Annotated in this window: 11 protein-coding genes; 8 read left to right on the top strand and 3 right to left on the bottom strand. The window is 39.1% G+C overall.

Annotation, left to right across the window (positions count from 1 at the left end; genetic code table 11):
• Window positions 1-180: 180 nt before the first annotated feature.
• On the top strand, window positions 181-969 hold the full coding sequence (spo0A, locus tag BG04_RS07010) for a sporulation transcription factor Spo0A (protein WP_013084985.1): 789 nt from the start codon (window positions 181-183) through the stop codon (window positions 967-969).
• A gap of 390 nt (window positions 970-1,359) precedes the next feature.
• On the opposite strand, the gene BG04_RS07005 is transcribed toward spo0A, so the two are convergent.
• Window positions 1,360-2,691 carry a peptide MFS transporter gene (locus BG04_RS07005; RefSeq protein ID WP_013084983.1) on the bottom strand — a complete coding sequence of 444 codons (1,332 nt, stop codon included), beginning with the start codon at window positions 2,689-2,691 and terminating at the stop codon, window positions 1,360-1,362.
• 312 nt (window positions 2,692-3,003) lie between these two features.
• Window positions 3,004-3,156: a YycC family protein gene (locus tag BG04_RS29575; RefSeq protein WP_013059130.1), complete on the bottom strand. Its 153-nt coding sequence runs from the start codon at window positions 3,154-3,156 to the stop codon at window positions 3,004-3,006.
• A 124-nt stretch (window positions 3,157-3,280) separates the two neighbouring features.
• Here BG04_RS29575 and BG04_RS07000 point away from each other — a divergent pair, with 124 nt between their 5' ends.
• Window positions 3,281-4,009 (top strand): glycerophosphodiester phosphodiesterase, encoded by a 729-nt coding sequence (locus tag BG04_RS07000; RefSeq protein WP_028410665.1) that lies wholly within the window; start codon window positions 3,281-3,283, stop codon window positions 4,007-4,009.
• Between the two features lie 12 nt (window positions 4,010-4,021).
• On the opposite strand, the gene BG04_RS06995 is transcribed toward BG04_RS07000, so the two are convergent.
• Window positions 4,022-4,273: a DUF2627 domain-containing protein gene (locus BG04_RS06995; protein WP_013059128.1), complete on the bottom strand. Its 252-nt coding sequence runs from the start codon at window positions 4,271-4,273 to the stop codon at window positions 4,022-4,024.
• Window positions 4,274-4,449: 176 nt separating this feature from the next.
• Between BG04_RS06995 and BG04_RS06990 the strand changes: the two genes are divergently transcribed.
• The 6 genes from BG04_RS06990 (at window position 4,450) to BG04_RS06965 (ending at window position 12,424) form a co-directional block, all read left to right on the top strand.
• Entirely contained in the window at window positions 4,450-6,519 is a 2,070-nt protein-coding gene (locus tag BG04_RS06990) for a sigma-54 interaction domain-containing protein (RefSeq protein WP_034648960.1), read from the top strand.
• 238 nt (window positions 6,520-6,757) lie between these two features.
• The gene (yqiS, locus tag BG04_RS06985; RefSeq protein WP_034648961.1) at window positions 6,758-7,669 is read left to right on the top strand and encodes a phosphate butyryltransferase; all 912 of its coding nucleotides are present in this window, start codon (window positions 6,758-6,760) and stop codon (window positions 7,667-7,669) included.
• Between the two features lie 12 nt (window positions 7,670-7,681).
• Window positions 7,682-8,785 carry a branched-chain amino acid dehydrogenase gene (gene bcd / locus BG04_RS06980; RefSeq protein ID WP_034648962.1) on the top strand — a complete coding sequence of 368 codons (1,104 nt, stop codon included), beginning with the start codon at window positions 7,682-7,684 and terminating at the stop codon, window positions 8,783-8,785.
• A gap of 96 nt (window positions 8,786-8,881) precedes the next feature.
• Window positions 8,882-9,961 carry a butyrate kinase gene (buk, locus tag BG04_RS06975; protein ID WP_370511583.1) on the top strand — a complete coding sequence of 360 codons (1,080 nt, stop codon included), beginning with the start codon at window positions 8,882-8,884 and terminating at the stop codon, window positions 9,959-9,961.
• Window positions 9,962-9,989: 28 nt separating this feature from the next.
• Window positions 9,990-11,411 carry a dihydrolipoyl dehydrogenase gene (gene lpdA, locus BG04_RS06970; protein WP_034648963.1) on the top strand — a complete coding sequence of 474 codons (1,422 nt, stop codon included), beginning with the start codon at window positions 9,990-9,992 and terminating at the stop codon, window positions 11,409-11,411.
• Window positions 11,412-11,431: 20 nt separating this feature from the next.
• The gene (locus BG04_RS06965; RefSeq protein ID WP_013084976.1) at window positions 11,432-12,424 is read left to right on the top strand and encodes a thiamine pyrophosphate-dependent dehydrogenase E1 component subunit alpha; all 993 of its coding nucleotides are present in this window, start codon (window positions 11,432-11,434) and stop codon (window positions 12,422-12,424) included.
• Window positions 12,425-12,430: the final 6 nt, after the last annotated feature.

Genomic DNA, 12,430 nt, shown 5'->3' with positions numbered 1-12,430 from the left:
TAAGAGAAAAACGTCGAAAAACAAAGAAAATAAGAGAAAATCGAATAAATTCCATTTAAAAGACTTTTTTCTAAAAAAATAAAGGAAATAATGTTGCATTGTCGAATTTGTCCTTTAGAATAAAGAATAGAGACACGTAGGAAACGACGTATAACATAAAGGACTGAGGAGGAAGCTGCATTGAAAAAAATTAAAGTATGCTTGGTTGATGATAATCGGGAACTAATTGGTTTGCTTGAAGATTATATTTCAGAGCAAGAAGACATGGAAGTAATCGGAGTAGCTTACAATGGACAAGAGTGTTTATCCATTTTAAAAGATAAAGATCCGGATGTTCTTGTATTAGACATTATTATGCCGCATCTAGATGGATTAGCAGTTTTAGGTCAGTTAAAAGAAATGAAAAAAGAAAATTATCCAAATGTCATTATGCTAACAGCATTTGGGCAAGAAGACGTAACGAAAAAAGCGGTTGATTTAGGAGCTGCTTATTTTATTCTAAAGCCGTTTGATATGGAAAACTTAGTGAATCATATTCGTCAAGTTAGCGGACAAACATCTTCATTTATGCAACGTTCATCTTCTTCCATGCGTTCACATCGCGACAGCAAACCAGCAAATTTAGATGCAAGCATTACGAGCATCATTCACGAAATTGGTGTACCTGCTCATATCAAAGGCTATTTGTATTTGAGAGAAGCCATTTCAATGGTATATAAGGATATTGAGCTGCTTGGGTCGATTACAAAAGTACTGTATCCTGATATTGCAAAAAAATATAATACAACGGCAAGCCGCGTTGAGCGCGCCATTCGTCATGCCATTGAAGTAGCATGGAGCCGAGGAAATATTGATTCCATTTCTTCATTATTCGGATATACTGTCAGCATGTCAAAAGCGAAGCCAACAAACAGTGAATTTATCGCCATGGTTGCGGATAAATTACGCCTTGAACATAAAGCGAGTTGAAAGGGATAGGACTGCTGGAATTACGGGGTTTTGAGTGAGCTGATACCTTTTGTAATACAGAGTACATGCCGATAAATTTTTGGGATTTACACTAGATAGTAAACTGAAAACCAATAAACTTTTTACTGCAGGGCCGATGAATTTTACTCATTCATTGGTCTTTTTATTTTGGTTTAAGAGGTGAAAATATTGAGGTTAATGGAACGTGCATCTTGTTTTTCTTCATATCCATAGTGGAGTATTTTATTGAAATAATTTATTTAATTGTTATGAGGATTTTGTGTTTGAAAGAAGATTTAGAAGATGCATTGAAAAATTCATCTCCATATTTTAAATGGGATATAGATAAGTAAATTATAAAAAAGCAGCCTTCAGAAAAGGCTGCTTTTTTTAATCCATTAATTTAGCAATCGGTTTTGAAAGGAACAGAACAATAATTCCAAGTACAATTGTTACAGCTCCGATTAAGCTGAAGATATCGAAATAACCTAAAGACTGGGTATAAGATGCAAGAACACCCGCTAGCTTATTAGCGACAGCAGAGCTTGCCATCCATACGCCCATTAAAAGAGAAGCAAGCTTTAATGGAGCCAGTCTACTTACCATAGACAGCCCTACTGGCGAAATCATAAGCTCAGCTAGCGTGTGCAGGAAGTAAGTGAAAATCATGAACAGAATATTTACTTTTAAAGCTGGGTCATTACCAGTATACATAACGGCTGGAATTAAAATTAAGAATCCTAATCCCACTGTCACAAGTCCCATACCCATTTTTGTTGGCGTTTTGAAATCACCGCGTTTTGAATTTCCGAGCTTGTACCAAACTAGTGACATAATTGGTGCTAAAATCATGATAAACAGCGGATTCAATGATTGGAACCACTCTGTTGGAACCGTGAAACTACCTATTTGACGATTAATTTGATCTTGAGCATATAGCGTTAAAGAACTTCCGGCCTGTTCAAAAGCTGTCCAGAAAGCAATAACAACGAAGGCTAGAATAACGATAGCAACCGTTCTTTTCTTTTCTCGTGCTGACAGCGGAGCAGTTGATGTTTGAGATGCCGCTGCGTGAACTTTTCCTGTAGGCTCTTTCCCGATATCACCTAAGTAGCGATTAGCCAGTAGGTTAAATAAAATTTGTCCAACAACCATTCCGATAGCTGCTGTTAAAAATCCGTATTTGTAACTCATTAATCCAACAACTAACGGTGCGAAAAATGCACCAAAGTTAATACCCATATAAAAAATGGTAAAAGCACCGTCACGGCGAGGATCATTTTCTTCATAGAGATCTCCGACCAATGTGGAGATATTTGGTTTGAAAAATCCGTTTCCGATAATTAATAAAGCAAGTCCGATATACAAAGCGGCTACACTTTGATGAATGAAGATGGAAAAATTCCCGAGTGCCATAATCACACCACCGATAGTGATGGCTAGCCTTCTTCCGAGGAAGCGGTCTGTTAAATATCCGCCAATCATCGGCGTAATGTAAACAGCACTAGTGAATGTTCCATATAAGCTCAGTGCAGTTGCTTTATCTACCCCTAGTCCACCTTGAGCAGCGGTAGCAGTTAAATAAAGAACCAGAATGGCTCTCATTCCATAATAACTAAATCTTTCCCATGCCTCAGTAGCGAATAATAAGTACAGTCCAGGAGGGTGTTTTTTCCTAGACCCATTTGGCTGCTGATTTTCGTGTTGTACAGCTGCTTGCATAATGAAGTCCCCCTAAATTTTTCTCATACTATTTAATTCTTTTGTTTGAATTAATCAAAAAATCAGAATATAAGTACTGGAATAAATATAATGTCTTTTTATTTTAGTAGAAAAACAATAATTTCGTCAATGAAATTATATGGAAAAATCAAAAAATAATTAAATATACACAAAAAAGTATTAAATTACTTATTTAAAAGCATTTTTAAAAATACATTTATATTATTAAATATTCTAATATATGTTATGGGGAATGAAATGAGAAGGTAATACTATTTTTGGAAATGAAAATTCAAAAGAAAAAAGGATCTGTTATTCAGATCCTTTTTTATCTTCGCTCGCATTTAATTCAGCAAGTTTCTGCAGCAAAATATGCTGAGGCATATGCATTAATTGCTCGAGGGGGATATTTAATTGTTCCGCTAATTTTACGGCTGTATCCGGTGAAATTTGCAGTGGTCTCATACACAACAACCTCCTTTTGCATATAAAGTAATGAAAGTAAAAAAGTATAAACAGTAAATTCGTGCTTTCACTATTAAGTAATGCTAAAGTTAATAATAAGTGATAATAGAGGAGTTGAGCAAGTATGTTTGTAATAGGTCATCGCGGCGCAGCTGGAACGTTTCCTGAAAATACGATGATTTCCTTCAAAGAAGCAGCGAGAGTTGGAGCACACGGAATTGAACTTGATGTGCATATGACAAAGGATGGAGAACTTGCTGTAATTCATGATGAAAAAGTAGATCGAACGACGAATGGAAAAGGGTATGTAAAAGATTTTACGTATCAAGATTTAAAAAAATTAGATGCGAGCTATAAGTTCAAAAAAAAGTATGGAGTATGTAAAATCCCCACGTTAAATGAAGTAATGGAGTGGGCTTCAAGTGAAGGAATTAGCGTAAATATTGAGTTGAAAAACAATATATTTGACTATCCATACTTGGAAATGAAAGTCTTGGATTTAATTTATTTATACAAGATGAAGGATCGAACGATGATTTCATCTTTTAATCATAACAGCTTAGCCCGAATTGGTTCTCTGGATTCTACGATTGAAACAGCTATTTTATATTCTTATCCGATGTATGAGCCTTGGGTATATGCGCAGCATCTTGGCGCAAAAGCTCTTCACCCTAATCAGCGTACCGTTAATGAAGTAAATGTAGCGGCTTCAAAAGATTGTCAAATTCCAGTGCGACCTTACACAGTAAATGATGTAAAAGTAGCTGAGCAGCTTCGAAAATATGGATGTGAATCCGTTATTACCGATTATCCAGAAAAAATGGTGAAGCAATTTGGAGGACGCTTTTCGTAAAAAAACATCGCATTAATGCGATGTTTTTTTATCTTTTTGAAATCTGTTTTGAACTTTGTTTCGCTTGCGGTCTCTGTGCAGAATAAAGCCAGCAACAAATCCAAGGCCGATTAAAAATAATAGAAGACCGACTGAAAATTGCAAAAATAAAGAAGGGAACGGGGATTGCAGGATGCCAAAAATCATATCTCTCATAAGTTTAATGCCATAGCCAGCGAGTATACCGGGAATAAGTAAGATTAGCAGTGCGATAATTCGAACCATAAATGCTCCTTTCGCTTCTCTTTTTTTAAAATGAATGCGTTTACATTGTGAAACCGTTATACTTGAATCATAAAAGAACTAAATAAATTGTCAAGAGCGTTTCTTTTTTTATATGATAGGTATATGCAATATTTTGCACGGGATATGTACATATTAAGTAGAAAAGGTGAAAAAATATGCAAAATGTGTTGATCGTTGGAGGAGGAAAAGGCGGATTAGCTATTCTGAAAATCTTGTTGGAAACAGAATTTATGAAAGTGATTGGTGTAGTAGACGTACGAGCTAACGCGCCGGCTGTTTTGCATGCGCAAGAACAAGATATTTCAACCGGAATGAATTGGGAGCCTTATATGACAAAGCAGCTCGATGTCATTGTTGAAACAACAGGTAAACAAGGCGTCTTTCAACAATTGCAAAGAAGCAAACCCGCTGATGCACTGGTAGTGCCGGGATTGGTTGCTGAAATTATGGCAAATCTGATGGAGGAAAAAGAAGAGTTAATTCAGAGGTTAAAGCAAGAATCGTATAAATATGATCTTATTTTTAACGCAGCTCATGATGCGATGGTCGTGATTGATAGGAATGGATATATTACGCTATTTAATCAAAGTGCCGAGCGTTTGACGAACTTTTCACACAGAGATGTAATTGGTAAGCATCTTCATGAAGTCATTCCAAATAGTAAACTTGTTGATGTTCTTCATACAAAAACGATTGATCAAAATAGTGAATTTGTGTTAGATAGCGGACGGAAGGTAATTACGACTAGAATACCAATACTCGACGAGAATGGAGAGCTGTTTGGGGCCTTTTCGATTTTTAAAGATATTACGGACGTTGTCGGATTGGCAGAAGAAGTTACAAACTTAAAAGAAGTACAAACTATGCTTCAAGCTATTATTCAATCTTCTGAAGAAGCTATTTCGGTTGTCGATGAAGAAGGAAGAGGAATTTTAATTAATCCTGCTTATACAAGAATTACGGGTTTAAAAAAGACGGATATTATTGGTCAGCCCGCGACTGCCGATATCTCTGAAGGAGACAGTATGCACATGAAGGTACTGCAAACAAGGCGTCCTGTCCGAGGTGTAAGAATGAGGCTCGGTCCGAGTAAAAGAGACGTGGTTGTCAATGTTGCCCCCGTTATTGTTGATGGAAAATTAAAAGGCAGCGTTGGTGTTATTCATGATATGTCTGAAATTCAAGAGCTTACAAATGAACTCAAAAGAGCGCGTCAAATTATCAGAACGCTTGAAGCGAAATATTCATTTGCTGATATCATTGGTCAATCTGAAGAGTTTCAGTTAGCAATTGAGCAGGCTAGACTTGCTGCCAAAACACCAGCTACTGTTTTGCTTAGAGGTGAATCTGGGACGGGTAAAGAGCTGTTCGCACATGCGATTCATAATGCGAGCAGCCGAAAGTTTAATAAATTTGTCCGGATTAACTGTGCTGCGCTTTCTGAGTCCTTGCTTGAAAGCGAACTTTTTGGGTACGAAGAAGGAGCTTTTTCCGGGGCAAAAAGAGGCGGGAAGCGCGGCGTTTTTGAAGAAGCCAATAACGGTAGCATCTTTTTAGATGAAATCGGGGAGCTCTCAGCTCATATGCAGGCTAAGCTGCTTCGGGTGCTTCAAGAAAAAGAGCTTATTCGCGTTGGAGGAACGACTCCTATTCCGGTGAATGTTCGCGTTATTGCAGCTACGAATGTGAATTTAGAAAAAGGAATGGCTGATGGAAGCATCAGACAGGACTTGTATTATCGGCTAAACAAAATTCCGATTCACATACCTCCTCTTCGGAAGAGAAAAGAGGATATTGGTGCGCTTGTTACACACTTAATTACAAAAATTAATCAAGATTACGGCCGGCATGTTGAAGGAGTAACAGAGCGGGCTTTACATTCATTAAGATCATACGACTGGCCAGGAAACGTTAGAGAGCTTGAAAATATATTAGGTAGAGCGATTATTTATATGCACTATACAGAAACAATGATTGATTCTGTTCATCTCCCTTCACTTGAAGGCAAGGGCAAAAAAGAAAAAAATCAGGTGAATGAAGAGGTAATGTTCGATGGGAAGACTTTAGCGCACATGATGGAAAATTACGAAGCGGAACTTATTCAAAAAGTGCTGCTTGCAAACGAGTATAACCGAACGAAAACAGCAAAACAGCTCAATATTTCCCTGCGTTCTTTGTATTATAAGTTGGAAAAATACAATCTTGCAAATAACAGCATGCAATAAAATGCATGGTGTGCAATTTATTGCATACAAATAGAGAGGTATTCTTTTTTTCTATTTGTCGTTAGAATCAATAAAAAATTTTTTTTGTGCGTAAGAACGGATATAAGCAGCTATATTATGTAATATATGCAGTGGATGGCACAAATCTTGCATGTATTTTAGGTGACTGCATAAACGCGCAGTATGCTCTTTAAAACGGAGCAAAAGAAAGAATGAAAAAGGAGAGGTCGAACATTCCATGACTCTTGCTACCATCTTATCTCGGGTTGCTAAGCAGTCTTCTTTGACTGTTGCCATTGCTGCAGCTGAAGACTTAGAAACAATTGAGGCAGTGTATGAAGCTGTGTCAAGGGAAGTTTCTGAATTTATTTTGTTTGGCAACGAAACGACAATTAATGAATTATTCAGGCAGTACCGCCCATCCTTACTCACTCATAAGGCTGTGATGGTCGTACATACGGAGTCCGTTTTAGAAGCGGCTCAATTGGCTGTGCGTTCAGTTCAGCAAGGTCAAGCTCATATCGTAATGAAAGGGAATTTATCCACATCGCTTATTTTAAAAGCTGTGTTAAATAAAGAGCATGGTTTGCGTACGGGAAATGTTTTATCACATGTAGCTGTATTTGACGTTCCTCACTATGATCGTCCGATTCTTGTAACAGATGCAGCTATGAATATTACGCCGTCTCTGGAAGAGAAAGTTCAAATCATTCAAAATGCGGTGAACGTTGCCCACTCGATTGGGATCGAGATGCCAAAGGTAGCTCCTATTGCAGCGGTTGAAGTTGTGAACCCTTTGATGCCTGCAACAGTAGAGGCTGCACTTCTTACACAGATGAACCGCAGAGGACAAATTAAAGGCTGCGTTATTGATGGACCTTTAGCACTTGACAATGCCATTAACATAGAAGCAGCCAAGCAAAAAGGCATTCAAAGTGAAGTTGCCGGTCAAGCAGATATATTACTCGTTCCAGCAATTGAAACAGGGAACGTCTTATATAAATCCCTCATTTATTTTGCTAAAGCAAAAGTTGGAGCTATTCTAGCAGGAGCAAAAGCTCCGGTCGTCTTAACATCCAGAGCAGATTCATCAGAAAGTAAATTATACTCACTGGCGCTTGCTATCAGCGTCGCTCAACAGAATTCTTAGGAGGCACTAACAATGAAAATTTTTGACTATATGGAAACATACGATTACGAGCAGTTATTATTTTGCCAAGATAAAGATTCAGGCTTAAAAGCCATTATTGCCATTCACGATACAACAATTGGACCAGCTCTAGGCGGTACGAGAATGTGGACATATGAATCAGAAGAGGCTGCAATTGAAGACGCGCTTCGTCTATCACGCGGAATGACTTATAAAAATGCAGCAGCAGGCTTGAATTTAGGAGGAGGGAAAACGGTTATTATCGGAGATCCTCGCAAAGACAAAAATGAAGCGATGTTCCGTGCATTTGGTCGCTTTATTCAAGGGTTAAATGGTCGATATATTACAGCAGAAGATGTGGGCACAACGGTAGAGGATATGGATATTGTATATGAGGAAACGGATTATGTAACGGGTGTATCTCCTGCTTTTGGTTCATCAGGCAATCCATCACCAGTCACAGCCTACGGCGTATACCGAGGAATTAAAGCAGCAGCAAAAGAAGCATTTGGAACAGATATGCTTGAAGGAAAAGTAGTAGCTGTCCAAGGCGTAGGAAACGTAGCATATAATTTATGCCGCCACCTTCACGAAGAAGGAGCGAAACTTATTGTAACGGATATTAATAAAGAAGCTGTTCAGCGTGCGGTAGAAGAATTTGATGCGCAAGCAGTAGACCCGAATGATATTTATGGTGTAGAATGTGATATCTATGCTCCTTGTGCACTCGGAGCAACGATTAACGATGAAACGATCCCTCAAATAAAAGCAAAAGTTATTGCCGGGGCAGCTAATAATCAATTGAAAGAAACGCGTCATGGTGATTTAATTCATGAATTAGGCATTGTATATGCACCGGACTATGTTATTAACGCAGGAGGCGTTATTAACGTAGCCGATGAGCTAGTTGGATATAACCGTGAGCGTGCGCTGAAAAAAGTTGAAGGTATTTATGATAATATTGAAAAGGTAGTTGAAATCTCAAAGCGAGATGGCATTCCAACCTATCTAGCAGCAGATCGCTTAGCTGAAGAAAGAATTGAAAAGCTGCGTCGTTCACGCAGTCAATTTTTACAAAATGGACAGCATATTTTAAGTAGACGTCATACGCGCTAATGTTTGAGCTGAAGGCTAGGCAAAAGGAATAAATGAAATCCTTTCGACCTAGCCTTCGTTTATGAGAATGATAAGGTAGGAGGACATGTGTTGGATATGCACGAATATCGAATGCTGATAATAAATCCGGGTTCAACGTCTACAAAAATTGGCGTGTTTCACAACGATAAACCAATTTTTGATCGAACAATCCGCTACGATTCACAGCAAATGAATCAGTTTGAGACGATATATGCACAGTATGAGTTCCGTAAAAACTCGATTTTAGAGGCACTTGATGAAGAAGGGATTAATTTATCTAAATTAAGTGCAGTATGTGGAAGAGGAGGGCTTTTACGCCCGATTGAAGGCGGCACATATGAAGTAAATCAAGCCATGCTCAAAGATTTAAAAGACGGTTATGCCGGCCATCATGCTTCAAATTTAGGCGGGATTTTAGCTTTTGAGATTGCGTCTGGATTAAATATACCAGCGTACATTGTTGATCCAGTGGTGGTAGATGAGCTAAGTGACATCGCTCGTATCTCAGGAACTCCTTTTATGGAAAGGAAAAGCATCTTTCACGCGCTGAATCAAAAATCGGTTGCTCGAAAAGTGGCTAAAGAAATGAATAGCACATATGAACAAATGAACGTTATTGTTACCCATATGGGTGGAGGCATTACAGTCGGAGTTCATCAACGCGGAAAAGTAATTGATGTGAACAATGGCCTGCACGGTGACGGTCCTTTTAGTCCAGAGCGCGCTGGTGGTGTACCGGTTGGTGAATTAGTTCGTCTTTGCTTTTCAGGTCAGTATTACCGCGAGGAGATTATGAAAATGCTTGTAGGAAAAGGCGGGCTTGTCGGTTATTTGGGCACATCTGACGTGCAGAAAGTCGAAGCGCTAGTGAAAAATGGAAACGAAAAAGCTAAGCTTATCTATGAAGCAATGGCTTATCAAATTTCGAAGGAAATTGGAGCTGCCAGTACGGTATTGCATGGAAAAGTAGATGCCATTATTTTAACAGGAGGCATTGCTTATTCAAAAGCGTTTGTTGAGCTGATTATTAATCATGTAAAGTGGATTGCAGATGTCATTGTTTATCCTGGAGAAAATGAGCTTCAAGCGTTAGCTGAAGGGGCTCTCCGAGTGCTTACAGGTGAAGAAGAAGTGAAGGAATATAAAGGCGCTTAATAGCGTTTGCAGAAAGGTGTGAAGCAGTGTGGCAAAAGAATATGATTTGGTCATTCTCGGCGGTGGAACCGGAGGGTACGTAGCAGCTATTCGTGCCTCTCAGTTAGGTCTATCGGTAGCGGTTGTAGAAAAAAATAAGTTAGGCGGCACATGCCTGCACGCAGGGTGTATCCCAAGCAAAGCTTTACTAAGAAGTGCAGAAGTCTACCAAACGGCTAAGAAAAGCAGTGAATTTGGCGTAGAAACGTCCAATGTACTATTGAACTATGCCCGTGTACAAGAACGAAAGTCAGAAATTGTTTCACAGTTACATAATGGTGTTAAACAGCTAATGAAAAAAGGTAAAATTGACGTATATGAAGGAATTGGACGTATTTTAGGACCTTCTATTTTTTCTCCTATGCCAGGAACTATCTCCGTCGAATTAAAAAGCGGTGAAGAAAACGAAATGCTTATTCCAAAGAATGTAATTGTCGCAACCGGGTCTCGTCCTAGAACATTACCTGGTCTAACGATTGACGGAGAGAAAGTAATCACTTCAGATGAAGCATTAAAGATGGAAACACTTCCTGCTTCTATTATTATTGTGGGAGGCGGCGTCATTGGAATTGAATGGGCGTCAATGCTCACAGATTTTGATGTTGATGTAACGGTTGTGGAATACAGCGATCGAATTTTACCAACAGAAGATCAAGATATCTCCCGTGAAATGACGAAGCTTTTAAAAGCAAAAGGAGTTAACATTATTACTTCTGCTAAAGTAATGGCTGATACACTGTCTATTGATGGTCAGGTGAAAATTTCAGCTCAAGTAGGAGACGATATGCAAGAATATGAAGCAGAAAAGCTGCTTGTATCTGTAGGGCGTCAAGCGAATGTCGAAGGAATTGGTCTCGAGAATACCGATATTGTAGTAGAAAACGGTGTGATTGCCACAAATGATTTTTATCAAACGAAAGAATCTCATATCTACGCAATTGGAGATGTGATTGGCGGACTGCAGCTTGCACATGTAGCTTCTCACGAAGGAATTGTAGCTGTGGAGCATTTACATGGTGAAAAGCCTTTGAAGATTGATTACACAACAATCTCTAAATGCGTATACAGCAGCCCGGAGGCAGCAAGTGTAGGATTAACAGAACAAGAAGCAAAACAGCAAGGGTTTCAGCTGAAGGTTGGAAAGTTTCCGTTTAAGGCCGTTGGAAAAGCTCTTGTATATGGAGAGGCAGAGGGATTTGTTAAAATTATTGCTGATGCCGACACAAATGATGTCCTTGGTGTGCATATGATTGGACCTCACGTGACGGATATGATCTCTGAAGCAGGTCTTGCAAAGGTATTGGATGCTACACCATGGGAAATTGCTCATACCATTCATCCTCACCCTAGCCTTTCAGAAGCGATGGGAGAAGCTTCATTAGCTGTAGATGGAAAAGCGATTCATTTTTGATGATTAAAGGAGGTTTAAACATGACAAAAAACCGTCATGAATCATTAGGATTAACTGATGAACAAGTACTTGAAATGTACCGCACTATGCTGCTTGCACGAAAAATTGATGAGCGTATGTGGCTATTAAATCGTGCAGGGAAGGTGCCTTTTGTTATTTCATGTCAAGGTCAGGAAGCCGCTCAAGTTGGCGCAGCTTTTGCCTTAAATAGAGAGAATGATTACATATTACCTTATTACCGCGATTTGGGTGTTGTGCTAGCATTTGGAATGACTGCGCGCGATTTAATGCTTTCTGGGTTTGCTAAAGCAGAAGATCCAAACTCAGGAGGTCGTCAAATGCCAGGTCACTTTGGCCATAAGGAAAAGCGAATTGTAACAGGATCTTCTCCAGTTACAACACAGGTGCCTCATGCTGTAGGAATCGCTTTAGCAGGACGATTGGAGAAAAAAGACTTAGTAACGTTTGTGACGTTTGGAGAAGGATCTTCTAACCAAGGAGATTTCCACGAAGGCGCGAACTTTGCAGGTGTTCATAAGCTTCCTGTTATCTTTATGTGTGAAAATAACAAGTATGCGATTTCTGTTCCGGTTGAAAAGCAGCTAGGATGCGCAAAAGTATCTGATCGTGCAATTGGGTATGGTATGCCAGGCTACACAATTGATGGAAACGATGTCCTTGAAGTATACCGAGTGGTAAAAGAAGCAAGAGATCGTGCATCCAGAGGAGAAGGGCCTACTCTTATTGAAACTGTTTCAGAGCGTTTGACTGCCCATTCAAGTGATGACGATGATCGTGCATATCGCGGAGCAGAAGAATTGTCTGAAGCTAAAAAGAGCGATCCGCTGGCGTATTTTGCGACTTATTTAAAAGAGGTTAACGTGTTAACCGATGAACGAGAAAAACAAATGCTTGATGATATTATGAACATCGTTAATGATGCAACAGATTATGCTGAAAACGCTCCTTATGCAGAAGCGGAATCGGCTTTAAAATACGTGTACGGTGAGTAAGGAGGA

This window comes from Priestia megaterium NBRC 15308 = ATCC 14581 (assembly GCF_000832985.1).
Taxonomy (GTDB): domain Bacteria; phylum Bacillota; class Bacilli; order Bacillales; family Bacillaceae_H; genus Priestia; species Priestia megaterium.
The sequence above is the reverse complement of the archived record's forward strand: the minus strand, read 5'-3'. Positions and strand labels throughout refer to the sequence as shown.